20 protein-coding genes and 2 pseudogenes are annotated in these 17,308 nt (G+C 70.8%); 10 read left to right on the top strand and 12 right to left on the bottom strand.

Features of this window, described 5'->3' with window-relative positions; genetic code table 11:
• Window positions 1–305: 305 nt before the first annotated feature.
• On the bottom strand, window positions 306–866 hold the full coding sequence (locus ALLO2_RS23320) for a MarR family winged helix-turn-helix transcriptional regulator (RefSeq protein WP_084588404.1): 561 nt from the start codon (window positions 864–866) through the stop codon (window positions 306–308).
• A 123-nt stretch (window positions 867–989) separates the two neighbouring features.
• Between ALLO2_RS23320 and ALLO2_RS11730 the strand changes: the two genes are divergently transcribed.
• Window positions 990–1,937, top strand: a complete 948-nt coding sequence (locus ALLO2_RS11730; protein ID WP_023840815.1) for an alpha/beta fold hydrolase — start codon at window positions 990–992, stop codon at window positions 1,935–1,937.
• Window positions 1,938–1,954: 17 nt separating this feature from the next.
• Window positions 1,955–2,470: a cupin domain-containing protein gene (locus ALLO2_RS23315; RefSeq protein ID WP_051875109.1), complete on the top strand. Its 516-nt coding sequence runs from the start codon at window positions 1,955–1,957 to the stop codon at window positions 2,468–2,470.
• 43 nt (window positions 2,471–2,513) lie between these two features.
• Here ALLO2_RS23315 and ALLO2_RS11720 read toward each other — a convergent pair whose 3' ends face one another.
• Both ALLO2_RS11720 and ALLO2_RS11715 read right to left on the bottom strand, forming a co-directional pair.
• A complete protein-coding gene (locus ALLO2_RS11720; RefSeq protein WP_051868805.1) occupies window positions 2,514–2,825 on the bottom strand; it encodes a hypothetical protein in 312 nt (103 codons plus the stop codon).
• A gap of 563 nt (window positions 2,826–3,388) precedes the next feature.
• A complete protein-coding gene (locus ALLO2_RS11715; RefSeq protein ID WP_051569472.1) occupies window positions 3,389–4,048 on the bottom strand; it encodes a pyridoxamine 5'-phosphate oxidase family protein in 660 nt (219 codons plus the stop codon).
• Window positions 4,049–4,386: 338 nt separating this feature from the next.
• Here ALLO2_RS11715 and ALLO2_RS11710 point away from each other — a divergent pair.
• The 3 genes and pseudogenes from ALLO2_RS11710 to ALLO2_RS28225 all read left to right on the top strand — a co-directional run.
• A pseudogene (locus ALLO2_RS11710) lies at window positions 4,387–4,617 on the top strand (zinc ribbon domain-containing protein); the annotation flags it as partial.
• A gap of 176 nt (window positions 4,618–4,793) precedes the next feature.
• A complete protein-coding gene (locus ALLO2_RS11705) occupies window positions 4,794–5,216 on the top strand; it encodes a hypothetical protein (RefSeq protein WP_023840820.1) in 423 nt (140 codons plus the stop codon).
• 49 nt (window positions 5,217–5,265) lie between these two features.
• A pseudogene (locus tag ALLO2_RS28225) lies at window positions 5,266–5,454 on the top strand (hypothetical protein); the annotation flags it as partial.
• Between the two features lie 392 nt (window positions 5,455–5,846).
• Here the strand turns inward: ALLO2_RS28225 and ALLO2_RS11695 are convergent.
• Window positions 5,847–7,052 carry an RNA-guided endonuclease TnpB family protein gene (locus tag ALLO2_RS11695; protein WP_035731995.1) on the bottom strand — a complete coding sequence of 402 codons (1,206 nt, stop codon included), beginning with the start codon at window positions 7,050–7,052 and terminating at the stop codon, window positions 5,847–5,849.
• Window positions 7,053–7,074: 22 nt separating this feature from the next.
• Between ALLO2_RS11695 and tnpA the strand changes: the two genes are divergently transcribed.
• Window positions 7,075–7,491 (top strand): IS200/IS605 family transposase, encoded by a 417-nt coding sequence (gene tnpA, locus ALLO2_RS11690; protein ID WP_023840823.1) that lies wholly within the window; start codon window positions 7,075–7,077, stop codon window positions 7,489–7,491.
• A 97-nt stretch (window positions 7,492–7,588) separates the two neighbouring features.
• Here the strand turns inward: tnpA and ALLO2_RS11685 are convergent, their stop codons facing one another.
• The 4 genes from ALLO2_RS11685 to ALLO2_RS11665 all read right to left on the bottom strand — a co-directional run bounded on the left by ALLO2_RS11685 (window position 7,589) and on the right by ALLO2_RS11665 (window position 11,439).
• Window positions 7,589–8,713 carry a methyltransferase domain-containing protein gene (locus ALLO2_RS11685; RefSeq protein WP_035732128.1) on the bottom strand — a complete coding sequence of 375 codons (1,125 nt, stop codon included), beginning with the start codon at window positions 8,711–8,713 and terminating at the stop codon, window positions 7,589–7,591.
• Entirely contained in the window at window positions 8,713–9,528 is an 816-nt protein-coding gene (locus ALLO2_RS11680) for a radical SAM protein (protein WP_023840825.1), read from the bottom strand. Before ALLO2_RS11680 ends, ALLO2_RS11685 begins: the two co-directional genes overlap by 1 nt.
• 780 nt (window positions 9,529–10,308) lie before the next feature.
• On the bottom strand, window positions 10,309–10,734 hold the full coding sequence (locus ALLO2_RS11670; RefSeq protein ID WP_023840827.1) for a hypothetical protein: 426 nt from the start codon (window positions 10,732–10,734) through the stop codon (window positions 10,309–10,311).
• 69 nt (window positions 10,735–10,803) lie between these two features.
• Complete coding sequence (locus ALLO2_RS11665; RefSeq protein ID WP_051868806.1) at window positions 10,804–11,439, bottom strand: hypothetical protein; 636 nt, start codon at window positions 11,437–11,439, stop codon at window positions 10,804–10,806.
• Between ALLO2_RS11665 and ALLO2_RS11660 the strand changes: the two genes are divergently transcribed.
• Window positions 11,417–11,863: a hypothetical protein gene (locus ALLO2_RS11660; protein ID WP_232235046.1), complete on the top strand. Its 447-nt coding sequence runs from the start codon at window positions 11,417–11,419 to the stop codon at window positions 11,861–11,863. The two genes, ALLO2_RS11665 and ALLO2_RS11660, sit on opposite strands and share 23 nt — an antisense overlap.
• Here the strand turns inward: ALLO2_RS11660 and ALLO2_RS11655 are convergent.
• Entirely contained in the window at window positions 11,860–12,429 is a 570-nt protein-coding gene (locus ALLO2_RS11655; RefSeq protein WP_035732119.1) for a hypothetical protein, read from the bottom strand. The genes ALLO2_RS11660 and ALLO2_RS11655 overlap by 4 nt on opposite strands.
• Before the next feature lie 242 nt (window positions 12,430–12,671).
• Here ALLO2_RS11655 and ALLO2_RS11650 point away from each other — a divergent pair, with 242 nt between their 5' ends.
• Both ALLO2_RS11650 and ALLO2_RS11645 read left to right on the top strand, forming a co-directional pair.
• Window positions 12,672–14,000, top strand: coding sequence for a hypothetical protein (locus ALLO2_RS11650; RefSeq protein WP_023840831.1), 1,329 nt, complete (start codon window positions 12,672–12,674; stop codon window positions 13,998–14,000).
• Window positions 13,997–14,533, top strand: coding sequence for a GNAT family N-acetyltransferase (locus tag ALLO2_RS11645; protein ID WP_023840832.1), 537 nt, complete (start codon window positions 13,997–13,999; stop codon window positions 14,531–14,533). Before ALLO2_RS11650 ends, ALLO2_RS11645 begins: the two co-directional genes overlap by 4 nt.
• A gap of 17 nt (window positions 14,534–14,550) precedes the next feature.
• Here the strand turns inward: ALLO2_RS11645 and ALLO2_RS23310 are convergent, their stop codons facing one another.
• Complete coding sequence (locus ALLO2_RS23310) at window positions 14,551–15,597, bottom strand: hypothetical protein (RefSeq protein WP_139139986.1); 1,047 nt, start codon at window positions 15,595–15,597, stop codon at window positions 14,551–14,553.
• A gap of 197 nt (window positions 15,598–15,794) precedes the next feature.
• Window positions 15,795–15,989, bottom strand: a complete 195-nt coding sequence (locus tag ALLO2_RS11635; RefSeq protein ID WP_023840834.1) for an AlpA family phage regulatory protein — start codon at window positions 15,987–15,989, stop codon at window positions 15,795–15,797.
• Window positions 15,990–16,161: 172 nt separating this feature from the next.
• Here ALLO2_RS11635 and ALLO2_RS23305 point away from each other — a divergent pair, with 172 nt between their 5' ends.
• Window positions 16,162–16,674, top strand: coding sequence for a hypothetical protein (locus ALLO2_RS23305; protein ID WP_023840835.1), 513 nt, complete (start codon window positions 16,162–16,164; stop codon window positions 16,672–16,674).
• 311 nt (window positions 16,675–16,985) lie between these two features.
• Here ALLO2_RS23305 and ALLO2_RS24365 read toward each other — a convergent pair.
• A partial coding sequence (locus ALLO2_RS24365; RefSeq protein WP_157493350.1) for a zinc ribbon domain-containing protein occupies window positions 16,986–17,308 on the bottom strand: 323 nt, incomplete at its 5' end.

Raw genomic sequence — 17,308 nt, 5'->3', positions numbered from 1 at the left:
ATCCGGTCACCTTGTGCGGCTTGAGATCCAGGCCGGCCAGGATCCTGCCGACCTGAGAGGCGGATATCGGGGCGAAGACGGTGCCCGCGACCTGGGCGGCGATCGCCGCATGAGTCCAGGTGACGGCGGGCCCGGGCGGGGNGGCGGNGGCCGCGGCGACCACCGCCACGCGCGCCAGGTCGTCATAGCGGCGCGGGTGCTGTCAGGTTCTCTGTGTGCGGGTTCGTCGGGTAGATGATCCGCCGTACCGCCGCCGGGAACGGTCCGGACAAGATCGCCGCTTAACAGTTGGAGCCGTGGGATGGCTAGGTTGCCTCGACGGCTGCGGCGGGCTCAGGCTTCAGCGCCCGGATGATCGGCTGCGCCGCCGCGAGCGACTCGATCAGACGCTGATACCGGTCGGTGCCCAGGGCGTCGGCAATATGCGCCTCGAATGCCTCAACCGTCTCGTGGGCACTGACGCGGGCGCGGGCGCCCGCGTCAGTGAGGTACAGGCCGATGCCGCGGCTGCCGGGAACCAGCTTGCGCTCGATGCAGCCGAGCTTTTCCAGCCGCGCGGCGATCTGGCTCAGCGCCTGCTGGGTCTGTGGTGCGCGCCGGCTGAGCTCGGCGATGGTGAGGCCCGGGCGCGCGTTGAGATTCTCCAGCATTCCCAGGCTGGCCAGCGAGAGCGGACTGTCCCCGAGCGCGGCTTCTCCCAGCAGCGACGTGCGGATCGAGACGGCCCACAGCAAGTGCACGAGCCAGTGCTCCCAACGGTCCTCCTGACCTGCCTGACCTGCCTGACCTGCCTGACCTGCCTGACCTGCCTGACCTGCCTGACCTGCCTGACCTGCCTGACCTGCCTGACCTGCCTGACCTGCCATGGCGTCACTATAGCCCAAGCACCTTGTAGTAATCACACGTTGATATTACAGCATCTTGATTTCACAAGACCTTGTAGTACGCTCGGAGGCGTACAGGAACTCAGTAACGCGAGAGGAGGAGCAGTGGTTCAGGAACCGACAAGCACGCCGAGCCTGGGGGCCCCGGCCGACCCGGCGCCGCCGATCCGCGGCTTGCGATCGGAATACGCCCGGGTCGGCGGCCACCGCCTGCACTACTGGACCGGCGGCCCAGACGACGGGACCCCGGTGCTGCTGTGGCATGGCTTCCTCGCCACCGGCTACGCCTGGCGCGGGGTCGCCCCCGCCCTGGCCGACGCCGGAATGCGCGTCCTCGTCATCGACATGCTCGGCTACGGCGACAGCGACAAGCCGGGCGGCACCGATCCCTACAGCGCACGCGCGCTGGCCGAGCAGGTCCGCGCCCTGACCGCCCGCAGCGGGTTCGGCGCCGGCCGGCCCATCCTGCACGTCGGGCACGACATGGGGGCGCCCCCGGCCCTGCTGTGGGCCGCCAGCCACCCAGAAGAGACCCGAGGCCTGGTCTACGCCGAGGCGCCCACCATGCTCGGCGGCCCGTTGCGGGACGTCCTGGCCTACGCCCCGGGCACCATGACCACAGGGTCCATGTGGTGGTGGATCTTGCCGCTGGCCCCGGGAGTGCCGCAGGCACTGATCGTGGGGCGTGAGGAAGCCTTCCTGCGCTGGTTCTACGACGGCCCGGCGGGAGCGCCCCGTGCGTTCGACGAGGCCACGGTGGCCGAATACCTGCGCACCTTCTCCGGGCCGGCCGGGGTACTCGGCTCCATGGGCGTCTACCGCGCCGCGTTCGCCAGCATCGCGCAAACCGAGCCGCTGCTCGTACACCCGACCCCCGTCCCCGTCCTCGCCGTGGGCGGCGAACGGGGCCTGGGCCAGCAGGTCGGCCGGATGCTGCCGCCGGTGGCCTCGCGCCTTAGCACGTCCATCCTCGACGGCGCCGGGCATTTCCTGCCCGAGGAAGAGCCCGAGCGGCTCGCCGCGGCCATCACCCTGTTCAACGACCGGATCTGAACGACCGAGGAGGAACGATGAGCTTCACCCCGCACACCGCCAGCCCGGCGACGCAGCCGGCGACGCAGCCCGCGACGCGCGGCTACGTCCTTGGCCCGGATGAGGGCAACCCCTATCACTGGCTCGGCACCCTCAGCCTGACCAAGGTGATGGGCTCGGTCACCACCGGCAACCTCGACATCGTCGNCCNCCGCGTTCCGCCCGGCTACGCGCCCCCGCCACACGTGCACCGCGACTCCGACGAGGTGTTCTTCCTGATCGACGGGCACCTGGAGGTGCACTGCGGCGACGACGCGTGGGAGGCCGGGCCCGGCTCGCTGCTCTTCCTGCCGCGGGGGGTCCCGCACCGCTTCGTCAACGCCGACCAGCCTGCCCGCACCCTGCTGATCAACGCGCCCGCCTCGTTCGCGGACCTGGTCGTCGCCATCGGCGACCCCGCGCCCGGCCTTGACATGCCCGGCCCGGACGCGCCGGTGCCGTCAACGGAGGAGATCTTCGCCCAGTCGCAGTGGTACGGCATCAACCCCGCGTGACGGACGGAGCGAGCCAGACAGGCAGGAAACCTCATGGTCGACGTCAGCCGCACGAGCAGGCCCCCGATACCCAGGACGTCGTCGAGCAGCCCCGCACCCGGTCGATCTCGCCGCCGGTGCAGTCGATCAAAACCTTGACCTCCACGTCACACGTGCCCGGATCCGCCGTCACGAAGAATCCCACCACGCCAGCACCGACAGCACTGCCGCGGAAGACGCCCACGCCGTCACCGTCACCGTCCGCGGCCACGGCGCCCTCCAGGTAGCCATAGTCGATGGGGTACACGGCCTCCGGCACCCGGGGGTGCCTGCTGCCGGCCGGGCGGTGCACCACCAGCCGCGAGGTAGCCGCCAACTCGTTGAGGTAGCCGCCAACTCGTCGAGGTTGCCGCCAACTCGTCGAGGTTGCCGAACAGCCGTGCGCGGGACGCGTCAACCATGATCACCGCCGAATCGGGGAGGTCCGCCAAGGAGACCACCGACATGAAGTGGTTCAGGGCGAAGAGCATGGTCCTGCCGCCTGACGTGAACGGCGACTCCCGGCCGGTGCCATCGGCATGCTGGACGGCAACTGGACGTGACCGTTCCCTTCGTCGCTGCCCGGGCCGTCGGCGAACAGGGTGCCCTGCACACTCTTGCCGTGGCCCCAGCAGCTGCCCGCGGCTACCGTGGCTGTCCTCCNAAGTAGCCACCGCTCAACACCTCGGCTGATCGGACGCCGTTCGCGTGATCGCAACATGGTCGTCCAGCCGGGACTCGAACCAACTCGCGAGGCCGTGACCAGCACCGTTCCACAGTGCTGGATCTCAAGCGACAGATCGCGAACCGTATTCACCCAGGCCAAGATCATGATCAGAAAAAGGGTGGACCTGACACGGCAGCAGAAGAACCGATCGGTCTTGGTCGAAGGCCCTGAAATCACCGTCCGCCCGGTCGGGACGCGGCAACTGACCAGGAACGATGCCAGATAAGGATCGAAATGATCGAACCACGGCCGGCCTCGAACGCATGTTCCGCAGGGTTGGTGGGACCCTCCCCACGGTGAGTCGCTCGACTGTGGTGGGAGGGAATCGTGGGCGACGATCCCGTCCGGCGGGGGCTCATGGCAGCGAGGTGGATGAGTTCCTCCTTGGTGAAGACGTTCGCCAATCTCCGGCTGGCGGGGTCGTGATCGTGGCGGCACTGGTCCGAACGCCCGGCCCCGACGCGATCCACCAGCATGGCCAGCGCCCGCGTCTTCTCCTCGTCGTCCCGGACCAGACGGGCATCGGCGTGGATCACCACCGAACGATAGTTCAGTGAATGATGGAAAGCGGAACGAGCCAGGACAACGCCGTCGAGAAGCGATACGGTCATACACATCCGGATCGGCGCGGATCTCGCCAGAATGGCCAGCCTTGCCGCGCTGGAGGCGTGCACGTACACAAGATCGTCGGCGCGGACGTGCATCGTGGGCAGGACATGCGGCTGCCCGTGTACGACCAGGCCGACGTGGCAGACGAGTGCCTCGTCCAGAACGCTGTGCACAGCCTCGCGCTCGTGGCTGACTCGATCGGAGCTGCGGGTGGGTCGCAACATACTGGGCATGCTGCCCGTCGCGGGGAGCGATGTTCACCGAAAATAGGTCGGGCACTTACCAGCCGTGAGCGGAAACGGAGCGCGGCGGGAGCGTCCCGAGCGGCGGTGCGGNGTGTTNGCGNTGGGAGAGGCCCTCCAGGTCCAGGAAGTTGTCCTCGGGCTCGACTGTGGTCTCCTTGAGAAGATTTTCCACCCGCTGCACGGTGAGCTGTCGCACCACCTCCGCTCCCGGGACGTAAGTATTCGGAAGTCCCGTTGTTGATCGGTGCCGGTGGTGCTGGCTGGGGTCTGCGTGTGGCCTGATGGGCGACGGTGGGTGATGTCCTGATGGCTGGATTGGTGTGCTGCGTGCCAAGGCTGAAAGCGCCGGGNGGACGGTTGTTGAGGTGAACGCCCGCCACACCTCCCAGCGGTGCGCCGAGTGCGGGCACGTCGCGAAGGAGAACCGTCCCTCGCAGGCCGAGTTCCGCTGCGTGAGGTGCGGGCACTCGGCGCACGCCGACGAGAACGCGGCGATCAACATTCTCAGGGCAGGGCTTGCCCTTCAAGCTGACGCTCAGGCGGCTTGAGAAGCCGCCGGCTTTAGCCGGCGGAGGAGTCACTTCCCCAGCGAGCTGTGCATCTCCCAGACCAGGATCTGTTATGCGCGCCAGCATCTATGGTCTGACCAGTGCAGTAACGTGCCCCGGTCGTCTCGCCCGCGCCGCCTCGGGCACCCCTCAGGCACACGCAGAAGGGGCGCCCGGTGAGCGCCTCCACCGCCGCCGAGCGGGTAATCCTCCGCGACGGCGACTGGGAGCTTGAGCAGCTCCTCGACGGCCTCGGTGACGATGACGACGGGACCCGCCGCCGGCCGGTCATCGCGGAGACCACCATTCGCTACCTGGTGTGGGTCGAAGACGAGTACGCGACCGCGGATCTCCAGGAGGACCATGAGCTGATCGAGGGCGCTGAGGTCGTCGACGGCGACATGACGGTGACCGACCCAGACGACATGGACTGGTGGCACATCTACCGGCAGCCGTTCGGCCCGGACAGCGCGCCGGTGGAGGGTCCGGCGTGGAAGTGCCCGGAGCTGCGGTGTCACGCTTATCAGCCTGCGGGGGCTTCTTACGAGCGGCGGCACGGGTGGTTGTGCCCGCACGCCGCTGAGGGTGGTGCCCGGTGAGCGCCACCGAGGGCACCACCCGCCGCTGCAACCCCCCGGAGGTGGCCGGATGAGCGAGCCCACCATCCGCGTCCTGTCCCTCGGCGCTGGCATCCAGAGCACCACGCTCGCGCTCCTCGCCGTCGAGGCCGCGCTACCGCGACCGGATGCGGCGATCTTCGCCGACACCGGCTGGGAGCCGCGGGCCGTGTACGAGCACCTCGACCGCTCCCGGATGCCGCTCGATCAGGCGCCGATCGACAAGCTGACCCGCGCCGAGTGGATCGCGCTCTACCAGCCCACCATCTTCGACACCCTCGACGAGGAAGGCGACCCGGACGGATGCTCGCCCTACGGATGCCGCAGCGGAGCGACGGCGTGATCGCCCTGTTCCGGCCGCGCCGCCGACCCCAACCCACACCCGCGCCCGAGACCCTCACCGCCTACGAGATCATGGCCCGCTGGCGACCCGGGTCACACGACCGGCCATGGACCTGGGCCGACGAGATCGCAGACCTCGTCACACGCGACCGCGAGCGGCTCGGCTGGATCGCCCGGCACTGCATGCACGTCCCGATCCTCGTGGGCCCGGACGGCCGGGTCTGGGACGTTGACTTCCTCTCCGCCCTGAAGGGCGGAGATTCCCGTCTGCTACGCCCCGGTGGGGGTGAGCTTCGGGTGGGTTCCCGCTTCGTCGCGCGGTGCCGGCACGGATGCCGGTCTTACCTGCGCTCCACGGGCAGACACGGCCAGTCCGGCCGCCTTCGCGACGTTGACCGCCGCGTTCACATCCCTGTCCAACACCGACCCGCACGCCTGGCACGTCCACTCCCGGACCGCCAGCGGTTTCGGGCCGTCCTTCACCCCGCAGGCCGAACAGACCTGCGACGTCGGCTCGAACCGTCCGATCCGGACGAACGTCCGGCCGTACCGGGCGGCCTTGTACTCCAGCATGGCGACGAACGCCGACCAGCCGGCGTCGTGCACCGACTTCGCCAACCGCGTGCGCGCGAGCCCGTTGACCGCCAAGTCCTCGACGGCGACCGCTTGATTCTCGCGGATCAGCCGGGTGGAGAGCTGGTGATGGAACTCGCGGCGCGCGTCGGCGACCCGCGCATGCTCCCGGGCGACCTTCAACCGAGCCTTGGCCCTGTTCTTCGAGCCCTTCTTCTTCCGGGACAGGTCGCGTTGCACCCGGCGGAGACGTTTCTCCGTGCGGCGCAGGAACCGCGGGGAGTCGATTTTCCTCCCGTCGGAGAGGACCGCGAAGTGGCCGAGTCCCAGGTCGATACCGNCCTCGGTGGTCGTCTCCGCCGGGCTGTCCACCTGTCCCGCCTCGACGACGAAGCTCGCGAAGTACCGGCCTGCGCTGTCCCGGATCACCGTCACCGACGACGGTGCCGACGGCAACCTGCGCGACCAGCGGACCGGAACATCGCCGATCTTCGGTAGGCGCAGCTTCCCGCCCGTGGTGACCGACCAGCGGGCGTTGGCGGTGAACCTGACCGACTGGCGGGNGTCCCGCTTGGACTTGAACCGCGGCGCGCCCATCCGGGGCCGTTTCCCGGCCAGCCCGTCGAAGAAGTTCCGATAGGCCGTATCGAGGTCGCGCAGCGACTGCTGCAACACCACCGCGGACACCTCTGCGAGCCAAGCCCGTTCCGGGCTCTTCTTCGCCTCGGTGATCAGCAGCTTCGACAGGTCCCCCGTCTTCGGGAACGGCAGCCCCGCCGCCCGCGCATCCTCCCGGGCGCGCAGGCCGTCGTTGTACACGACCCGGGCGCACCCGAACGCCTGTGCCAGCGACGCACGCTGACCCGCCGTCGGGTGGAGCCGGAAGCTGTACCGAAGCTGCACACCCCCAGTTTACCCTTGGTTTATGGCCACCGATCTCAACGTTCGCACTGGCAGGCACTGCGTTTTCGCCCTGCACGCCCACTTGGTTTTCGTCACGAAGTATCGGCATCGGGTGTTTGACGATCAGCACCTCACCCGACTGGAAGAGATCATGCGGGCGGTGTGCGTCGACTTCGAGACCGAACTCGTCGAGTTCAACGGCGAACATGACCATGTCCACCTGCTGGTCAACTTCCCACCCAAGGTCGCCCTGTCGAAGCTGGTGAACAGCCTCAAGGGCGTGTCGTCGCGCCGGATGCGCCAGGAGTTCCCCGAGCTGGCCCGGCACTACTGGCGGGCGAACCGGCTCTGGTCCGGGTCGTACTTCGCCGGGTCGGTCGGTGGCGCGCCGCTGGAGGTGCTCCGCCGGTACATCGAAGAGCAGACCCGCCCGGTTTAGGGCACGCTCAGGCCGCGAGGCGGCCTTCCCGCGCGGCCCTTCACCCCCGGCCTGAAGGCCGGAGCACTGGGCCGCAACTTGGTAGCAGGTTCTCGCCCTATTCGGCGCGCACGGTTGCCGTCCAGGCTCCGTGGGAGAGCCGGATGCTGCCGTCGTCGGCGATCCGGGCGTTGGCGCCGAGGTGCGGGGCGTATCCGAGGCGGAGCCAGTCGTCGCGGACGTCGTCGAGAATGTCCCAGAGTCGGCGCGGCCCGCCCTGGTGAACCGTCGGCAGATCGGCGCCGACCGCGGTAGCCCGCGCCCACGACCCGTCCGAATGGGCCATGATCGCCGTGTGCCGGCCGTCGGCCTCCCTGCGGTAGCCGTGCCGTACCCCCGGCACGGCCAGGGCGATCATGGCCGACAGCTCCCACGCCTCGGCGACGTCCACGACCGGGTATCGGCCGGTGGTCACCTCCTCGCCGTCGGCCTCGTCAAGCCGGTCGCTGTCGACCGCGTTCGGCGGGTAGTCATCACCGGTGCGGGTGCGCATGAACGCGGCCGGCGTGAACTCGACCATGCCCACGCGGCCGCGTGGGGTGCTCGTCACGGTGATGACCATGTAGGTGCCGGTGATCGTGGCGACCAGCCGCCCCCCCGGGCGTAGTGCGTCCAGCCAGCTCGTCGGGATGGACGGGACCGAGACCATGGAGACGATCCGGTCGTACTGGCCGGGCAGCGGACCGGTGGCATCCACGGTCAGGGCGGTGGGGTGCAGGTCGAGGGCGGCGAGGCGGTCCGCGGCGGCGGCGACCAGGTACGGGTCGACGTCGATCGTGGTGATGCGCTGGTCGTCGTAACGGCGGGCGAGNAGCGCCGCCCCNTACCCGGAGCCGGTGCCGACGTCCAGGATGTTCAGGCCCTCGGCCAGTTGGGCGTGCTGGTACATGCGCAGGGCCAGCGCAGGCATCGTGGCCGACGACGTCGGCATGCCCATCGGCCTGTCGCCCTCGGCGGCGTGATCGGCGTGGTTCTTGCCGACTCTCGTGACGAGCGACCGGTGGGCGGCGTAGACATCGGCGATCGGGCCGCGGCGCAGGTCCCACCCGTTCTCGGTTCGCACCCACCACGCGGGCACGAACTCGTGCCGTGGGATGTCGGCGACGACCGGATACCAGCGGGATCCGGGATGGCTGATCTCGTCGGCCAGGGTGCGGGCGTGCGCCCGCCACGGCTCGGCCATCAGTTCGGGTCCGGCTCGGGATGCACCGGCCCACATCTCTCATGGTCGCTGTCCGGATCGCACGGGCCCATCCGGGACCGCGGGACCGATTCCACCGCGGCCTGCCACTGCTTCCCGGCCAGCAGACCGGCCAGCGGGGTGTCCCGGACGTTACCGCCGTCGAGGCCGCGGCTCATCACGCACGGCGTGATCCTGCCGTCCGGCAGGACCGCGGCCCGGCCGAGCCCGCAGTGTCCGCAGCCGCCCGCCGTGGCCCCGTCGTGGCCGGCCGCCCGGCCGAACGCGCGGACCACGTCCCGGCGGATGTTCGTCACGCCGAGGCCGAGCAGATCCGAGTGCGCCCGGTCGGCGGCGTCGCCGCCACCGACGATGCCGACCCGCAGGGGGATGGAGCGGCGCAGCACCTCGATGAGGTTCGCCCGGGTCAGGGCGTGGGAACCGGCGCGGCCGGTGACCCGGTCGTGGTCAGCCGCGCTGGCCGCATAGTAGCTGGTGGCCAGCCGCACCCCGAGGCGCATCAGCGTCGGCCACAGCTCGGCGGGCACCCGCACCAGGTTGCTGAAGATCTCCACGGTCAGGCCGGCGGCGAGGGCGTAGCCGACCAGGTCGGGCAGCGCCGGGTGCAGCGTCGGTTCGCCGCCGATCATCGCTACCTGGCGGACGCCGAGCCCGGCCGCGTCGTCGATGACCTTGTGCCAGTCGTCGACGGTCATCGTCCCGTGGCCGGCAGTCGGCCCGGACTCGGCGTAGCAGTGGGAGCAGGCAAGCTGGCAGCGTCCGGTGATCTCCAGCCACAGCATCTCGGTGTGGGGCATGTGCACCTCCAAGGTAAGTATTTGTTAGGCCGCCGCTGCCACGGGTGTGGCTGGGATGCGCGTACGGCCCATNTCGGTGACCGCCCATCCGCCGCCGACTAACTGCCGCAGGAGTCCGGCGTCCTCCTGCTCCTGGCACCAGATCCGGAGCCGCGGCATGCTCAGGCCGAGCCGGTGGGCAACGTCGTCCATGTCCACCGCCCCGAAAACGGGCGGGCGGGTGGCGGCGATCGCCGACCAGCCGTCGGCCGAGTCGAGGGGCCGGGCGAGTGCGGCGGTCGAGGCCGCCGCACCGGCGGTGGTGTACCGCCAGCAGCCCGCGTCCACGGCGAGAATGCGCCGGGCGGCGAGCGTGGCGAGGCGCAGTGCCAGCTCCTCCCGGTCCACCCGACCTGTCTCCGCGTCCAGGACGCGGGCGATCCGTTCGGTGCTCGCCGGCCCGGAGGTCTGCGCGGCGGTGAGCGCGGCCCACAGCTCCCGGCGGCGGACCGCGTCCACCGGACGGCGCACCAGCGGTGGCACGTCCCGCCGGGGGGCGAACCGGTAGGCCCTCCCTGCGCCGGTGCGCTGCTCGGCCATGATGCCCACAGTGGTGAGGGTGGCCATCCAGGCGGCTACCTGCTCGCGAGGGGCCTGGAGCCGGTCGGCGAGGGTCTGCGGGCGGATCCAGCCGCCGCCGGGCCGGGCCCGGTTGTCCGCCCAGGCCAGCCCGGCCGCGAGCCGGACGGTTGGGATCATGTCGATGGTGCGCATGGAACCCCCCGGTGACGATGGGCCGGCTCAGGCGCCGGTGGCACTGGCGGTGATGAGCGGGATCTGCTCGACGGCTCGGACGGCGAGTTCCTGAGCGTCGAGCGCGGGTAGCTGGTCGAGCGTGCCGGCGTGGATCGCGGCGGAGAGTGCCCGCCACACCGGCGCGGGGAGCCGGGCCTCCCGCTGGTGGAGGTAGCCGTAGCCGTGCACCACCTCGCCGCCGTCCCGCCGCGAGCGGCCGCCGGATGACGACCACGCCGTCCATTCCTCGCCGAGCGTGGCGAGACGGCCGGCGGTGGTGACCTTGGCCAGACCAACCCAGATCACCAGCGGCAGCCGCAGGTCGCCACCGGTGCCGGCGTAGTCGTAGCGGATGACGACCTCGGCACCCGAGCGGCCGACCAGGATCGTCGGGGCGTCCGGGGTGGCCGGCGCGGTGGCCTGCCGGGACATGATCTCTCCCTGTGTTGTGGGGCCTGCCCGCCGCCGTCGGGGTGGACGGCCTCCCGGGCGGGCAGGCGGTCAGTGGGCCGCGGCGACCTTCTCTGCGCCTGTGACGAGCTGGTCCAGCTCGGCGCCGAGGGTTTCGGGTATGCGCTGCGCGGTCGCGCTGTGGAAGGCACGTAGGTACGGCACGAGGCGTAGGAACGGGTGTCGGGCCGCCCAGTAGCGGGTCGGGTCGGTGCTGCGTTCGGCGCCGCGCAGGACATAACCCATACTGACGATCTTGTCGGCGGTGAGGGCGGCCATGACCAGATCAGGCAGCCGGTCGAGGCGCCGCAGCGCCCGTGTCGGCGCGGTGGCGTACAGGTCCATCGCCATGTGCTCGCCGTACATCAGCCACACCATCGTCAGGGTGCGGGTGCCGCACCGGTCCTCGATGGCGTTGTCGACCAAGGCCGATCCGCGGTAGTCGGGCACGTCGTGCAGCAGCACCGCGGCCACCAGGTCGGCCGGCGCGTCGGGCAGGTGCCGGCCGAGGGTGACCGCGACGCGGACGGCATGGCCGAGCGCCGGGGCGCTGTCGATGATGTGCCCGGCGCACCATTCGCGGGCGATCCCGAGAGCGTGCTCGATGACCGGCGGCCGGGGCCGGGTGAGCACGGACCTGCGCAGCGGTGGCGATGATAGGCGGGTGGGGTCCGGTAGCGAGGTCATGGATCATCCCTGGGATGAGGACGCGCTGTGCGCGGTCTGCCCCGGACAGCTCCACGACCCGGGGCGGTTCGATGTGGTGGACGGGCCGCAGCCCGGCTGCCGGTACGACTCGACGGCCGGCTACCGGCGGGACACGGCCAGCGGNGTGCCGGTGTGCATCCACCCGGACAAGATCGGGGTGCGGCCGGGCCGGTACGCCTCCGGGGGNGAGGGGTGGCCCGCGCGGACGCCCCCGGCCGCCCCAGCGGGGCCGATGCCGGCCGAGGCCGGCGCGTTGGCCGGGTGGATGACGGAGCTGGTCCGCCACGCCGGCCCGGGCCGGGTGGATGCGGTGCTCGCTGATGCGGAGCGGCAGGCGGCCCGCAGCTTCCCCGCGGACGTCGTCGTCGGCGCGCTGCGGGCCGCCCTCGCCGCGATGGTCTAGCGGCCGAAGGTGAAGTAGTGCGACCGGCCGCCGGCCTGCACCCCGATCGACTCGTAGTGCTCGGACAGGATGTTGAGACGGCGCGCGGTCTCGGCCTTGCCGAGCCAGTAGCGCCGGGGCAGCTCCCCCCAGCGGGCAGCCNGGTAGATCTGGTCGGTGTAGCCGTCGACGTCGTAGTCGAACCGCTCCGCGTCGGTCGAGTGGACGAACGTCACCCGCAGATCGGCCTGGATCCGGGAGAGGATCGTGAACTGGGCGGTCAGCGCGTGCACCATCTCGTCCACCGGCGCGGCGACCAGCAGTTCCGCCGCCCGCTCGTCGCCGGTGAGCTCGTAGACCGCCGCCTTCATCGCCATGGTGCGCAGACCCTCGACGAACAGGTGCGGCCCGTCTTCGTCCAGGTCCCACTCGGCGATCAGCGGGTAGCCGGTGAACGTCGCCCAGCACGTCGGGTACTTCAGCGTGCTCGACCGCAGCCGGTCGAACTCCGGGTGCNCCTGGATCATGTCCATGATCACCGCCGCGCGCTCGCCGGCGGTGTACGGGCTCGGCAGGTCAACAATCATGATCGTTCCGGTCTCGGGGTTGGTCACGAGGCTCCTCCATGGGGATGTGAGGTGGGCTTCTGCCCACGGGGGCGCAGCGTTACCGCCGCGAACGGGACTGCTCGGCGCGCCAGCCCGCACTCAGCAGTTGGCACATCCGCCGGTGNGGATATGACACCCTCCGGCGCAGATCTGGTACAGACTGCGAGAAACTCGCATGCGCGAGAGGCATCTCTCTCGCGTCAGCGCAGGACGGGGAGACGATGACGGCTGTCGCGGCGCCGGCACGGGCGACGTTCGTTGCTGAAGTCGAGCGGCTGATCAAACAGACTGGGACGAACCGGTCCGAGCTGGCCCGCCAGATCGGCGTCAGCCGGATGGTCATCTCTGCCGCCGTCCGAGGTGAACAGCATGGGAGCCCGAAGCTCCTCCCATCACCGCACGTGATCGAGGGCTTGGACCGGGAGCTCCATGCCGCCGGCCGGCTGATCGCCCTCTGGCAGGACGCGGTGATGGAACGCACCGCCGACGAGATCAGATTGGATCGTGGACACCGTCTCTCTCTCGGCCCCACAGTGGATAGCCGGGGGCCAGGAGAGGAGACGAGTACGGACCGGCGCGAGTTCGTGGAACTGACCGCCCTGTCGGCCCTGGCCGCTGCCGCGCAGACACGCATGGACGAGGCGGTGACCGCGGCGACGCTCGACGAGCTGGAGGAGGACGCGGACGAGATCGCCTGTGTCTATGGCTCTGCCCCCCACGCTTCTCTCCTGCCTGAGGTCGGCGCCCGCTGGCGGCAGATCACCACGATCCTCGGCGGCCCCGTCGCCCCCGAGGCGCGGCCACGGATCACCCTGCTCGGCGGCCAGTTCACGTATTTCCTGGGCCGCCTGGCGTTCAACACCAACGACATGCGCTCCGCTCGCCGTTTCGCCGGCCTCGCCGGCCGCTACGCCGCGGAGGTCGGCGACCCGGTCCTCATCCTGTCCGTGGCCGCGCTGCGGTCGAGCATTGCCTACTGGCGGCGGCGGTACGCCCCGGCGCTCGCGGACCTCCAGGCCGTCGCGCACATCTCCGATCCGTACATGACCGCGCGGATCGCCGCATACGAGGCGCGCACCCACACCGCCCTAGGGGATATCCCTGCGGCCCGGGAGGCGCTCGACCGTATGGAGATGACCGCGGACACGTTCGCACCCCGGCCCGGGTCGACCCCGGTAGGCCCGGCCGGCGTGGCGATGTTCCGCGCCGGCGCCGCGCTCGCGCTTGGCGACATGGACGAGGCCCGACGGTGGGCGACCATGGCCGTGGACGGCTACCAGCGCCGCGGTGGCGACTACTCGGCCGAGGAGTCCCACCACGCAACGCTGACCCTCGCGCTCGCGCACCTGCGCGGCACCCGGCCTGAGCCCGAGGAGGCCGCGCGCATCGCGAGCACCGTGCTGGCCGACAGTCCGTCTCCCACCCACACCGTCAGCGGGAAACTCCGCAGCCTCGGACGCGCGTTCAGCGCTGACCACCGGCAGCTCCCCGAAGTCGCCGCGTACGTCGAGGCATACCGGGCCCTGCCGGCGGGAACCGGCGCGTCGTGACCACCATCCCCACCCTCACCACCGAGCGGCTGACCCTGCGGCCCATCGCCCGCGCCGATCTCGACGCCTACGCCGGGATCTGGGCCGATCCGGAGTTCGCCCGGTACATCGGCGGCCCGACCGACCGGCACGGCATGTGGCACAACCTCGCCGCCAACATCGGCTGCTGGGAGCTGGAGGGTGTCGGCCCGTGGTCCGTCGTCGAACGCGCGACCGGGACGCTCGTCGGCCGCGCGGGCCTGTGGTCCGAACCGGGCTGGCCCGGCATCGAAACGGTCTGGTTCATCGGCCGGCCCTGGTGGGGGCGAGGCTATGGAACCGAGGCGGCGAGCGCTGCGATCACCTGGGCGTTCGACACCCATCCCGACCTGCCCGAGGTCGTGTCCGTCGTCCGCGCCGAGAACGCCGCGTCGGTCCGCCTCGCCGAACGGCTCGGCATGCACCTCGCGCGAACCGAGCATCTCCACGGCGCGGAGAAGGGCGTGTACGCGATCAGCCGCGAGGATTGGACGCGCCGGGCCGCCGCAGTCTGATTCACAGACCGGGATCGTCATCGGCGGCCCCGAGGAAGCCGCACACGGAGCGCGGCAATGGCGTCCGCGGTGGCCGGTGACCGGGTGCAGGCCAGCGCAGCGCCCGTTGCGGCCCGTGGCGCGCCCAGAACGGGCCCGGACCGCCCGCTGGCGTCGGCCGCGTGGTCGGCGCACACCGGGCAGGGCGCGGGCTGTGTGTGAAGCCGGCACATGTTCCGCAGGTTCGGTGGCGTCGGCGTCACGGCCGAGCTGGCGGCGGCCGGGGCGGGTTCGAGGTCACGGATGCGGCGTCGGCGCACTGCGGCCGGGCTGCGGACCGGTCCGGACAGGGGCGCCCGGTAGGCATCGACGATCTGCGCGGGGGCGCAGCCGCGGGCGAGGGCGGCGGCGATGTCCGGGCGCCAGGAGGCGGGGAGCCGCTCGCCAACGACCAAGCGGCCGGCGAGGTCGGCGTACGGGTCCGCCTCGACGGCGTCGGTCGGCTCCTCAGCGTCGAGCGTGGGCGGATCGGGTTCGTCGTCGGTGGGCTCTGCTGCTGCTTGTAGTTCCAGGGAGCTTGCAAGGGAGGGGTCCGGTCCACCGGACGCAATTCGGCGGCCGACCGGACGCAACTCGCCGGTAACTTCCGTGTCTGCGTCCGGTCCACCGGACCCAAGTCCGTCGTGATCCTCGCGGTCTGCGTCCGCCCCACCGGACGCAATTACCTCGCCTGTGGGACTGTCTGGGCTTGCCTGCGTCCGGCCAGCCGGACCCATTTCGGCCGTCTCCTCGAACCGCGCCTCGTCGAACAGCAGCTCATAGACAGCGACGTGGCCCCGTCTGGCGCGCTCGATCTGGCGGATCAGCCCACGATCGGCGAGCTTGCCGAGGACCGCGGCAAGCTGAGAGCGGCTCTTGAGTCCCGAGCGGGCGAGGAGCTTGGGCAGGCCGGGTGAAGAGCGCCGCGAACCGCGGCGGGCATCCTCAGCGAGGATGAGCACGACCGTCCGCTCAGCGGGGGGCAGTTCCCCGGGAAGCAGGTCGAAGGCGGCAGCGACCCATCCCCAGCTCACAAGGCGCCCCAACAGGCGAGTGCAGTCGAGTCGTCGGGGGTCTGGCCGCCTTCGGGCAGGCTGCCGCGGGCATGATAGGACACGGGTTGATGGCCCTTCTCAGGCAAGGGTTGTCGATCAAGGGCCGGTCGGGAGCTGCGAACTCCTGGTCGGCCCGCTTCATGTGCGCTGAGACCGTGGTCGTCAGCCGGCACGTGCAGTGCCGTGGATCAGCCGGATTCGGCTGCGGGTCTCGCTGGTGCGCGCCCTGTTCGCCGCATCCACTCCTCGATGTCCGTGGCGAGCCAGATCTTGCCGACGCGCAAAGTCGCGATTGGTTCCGGGAACGTCGGATCGGACTTCATGATCTGGTAGATCCGCGCGGAGCCCAGGCCGAGAGCCTGCGCGATCTCCGCTGCGGCCATGAGCCGAAGATCCTTTGTCATAGGTGGCAAGTCTAGTAGCCGAGTCGTCAGTAAGTGGGTTGCATGCTAGACGACTTCTCTAGTAGCGTGCCACTTGAGCGGCCCCGCCCGGAGCTCTCACCCTCCGGCCGGGGCCTACGGATCACACCTGTCAGCACCAGGAAGGACCCGCGTGTTCTACGTTCCCACTCGCCGCCCCTTCGGGCAGCGTTTCGCTGGCGCCGCCCGGCGTGCCCTCTGCGCCGCCGCTGTCCGCCTGCTGGACCGCCTCGGCCCGGCCGAGCTCCCGGCGGCTGTCGAGCTGGCTCCGGTCGTCCCCACCGCCCCGGTCGCGGCCCAGCCGACGCCGGCCGCGTCGCCGGTGCTGTTCGCCGTCGACGAGCTGCCCCCGCTGGAGGTGATCGACGCGGCGGCGGTCGCGTTCGACCTCGCGGGTGAGGCGGCCCGCTCCGGGGACCGTGGCAAGCGGAAGGCCCGCCGGCTGCTCGACCGGCTCCCCGACGGCGTCTACGGCCGCTGGCAGGTCGAGCGGGTCGCCTCGGCGAAGACCACCCCCGACCTGGAGCAGATTCGCGCGGACTACGCCCGTGCCGGGCTCGGTGAGGTGCCGATGCGGCCGTGCGCTCCGACCCTGCGCGTCACCCTCGCCCCGGCCGTCGCGCTGGCCCCGGCGGTGGCGGCATGAACCCCGAGTCGCTGTTCACCAGCCACCCCGACCTGNTCAAGCTGGGTGCCACGCCCGTGCCGCCCGCCGAGCTGTTCACCCTCGCCGGGGTGCCCGAGAATCTGCGGCCCACCGACACCGACCGGGCCGACGCCCGGCAGGCCCTGACCGGCAAGAGCAGCGCCGTGCAGGCCGGTACCGCCGCCGGTATCGCGTACGCGGCGCTGGTCGCGGTCGCATCCGGGATGCCGGGCGCCGACCTCGGTGTCCGCACCGCCCTCGCCCACGTCGCGTACTTCGTGACTCCTCTGACGCCTAAAGGCGTCAGCTTCTCAGGAAGCTTGCGCCACCTGAAGGGCGAGCCCCGCCCCGAGTATGTTGATCGCCGCGTTCACGTCTGCGTGCGCGGCGTGGCCGCACTCCACACAGCGGAACGTGGCCTGACTGGGCCGGTTCTCCGGGGCGACATGGCCACATTCGGCGCATCGCTGGGAGGTGTGGCGGGGGTTGACCTCGACGACGACCCGCCCGGCGCTTTCAGCCTTGGCACGCAGTGCGTTGAGGAACACCCCCCACCCGGCGTCGAGAATCGACCTGTTCAGCCCGGACTTGGCGGCCTGCCCGTTCGGCAGGAACGCCCCCGGCTGGTCCGGGT

This window comes from Frankia sp. Allo2, assembly GCF_000733325.1.
Lineage (GTDB): Bacteria > Actinomycetota > Actinomycetes > Frankiales > Frankiaceae > Frankia > Frankia casuarinae.
The sequence above is the reverse complement of the archived record's forward strand: the minus strand, read 5'-3'. Positions and strand labels throughout refer to the sequence as shown.

Bases quoted from the DNA above. Each gene is read 5' to 3' on its own strand.
- tnpA (WP_023840823.1), top strand. From the start codon at position 7,075: ATGGCCACCGATCTCAACGTTCGCACTGGCAGGCACTGCGTTTTCGCC.
- ALLO2_RS11635 (WP_023840834.1), bottom strand. From the start codon at position 15,989: ATGGCCGCAGCGGAGATCGCGCAGGCTCTCGGCCTGGGCTCCGCGCGG.
- ALLO2_RS11650 (WP_023840831.1), top strand. From the start codon at position 12,672: ATGACGGCTGTCGCGGCGCCGGCACGGGCGACGTTCGTTGCTGAAGTC.
- ALLO2_RS11680 (WP_023840825.1), bottom strand. From the start codon at position 9,528: ATGCCCCACACCGAGATGCTGTGGCTGGAGATCACCGGACGCTGCCAG.
- ALLO2_RS11670 (WP_023840827.1), bottom strand. From the start codon at position 10,734: ATGTCCCGGCAGGCCACCGCGCCGGCCACCCCGGACGCCCCGACGATC.
- ALLO2_RS11715 (WP_051569472.1), bottom strand. From the start codon at position 4,048: ATGTTGCGACCCACCCGCAGCTCCGATCGAGTCAGCCACGAGCGCGAG.
- ALLO2_RS23320 (WP_084588404.1), bottom strand. From the start codon at position 866: ATGGCAGGTCAGGCAGGTCAGGCAGGTCAGGCAGGTCAGGCAGGTCAG.
- ALLO2_RS11665 (WP_051868806.1), bottom strand. From the start codon at position 11,439: ATGACCTCGCTACCGGACCCCACCCGCCTATCATCGCCACCGCTGCGC.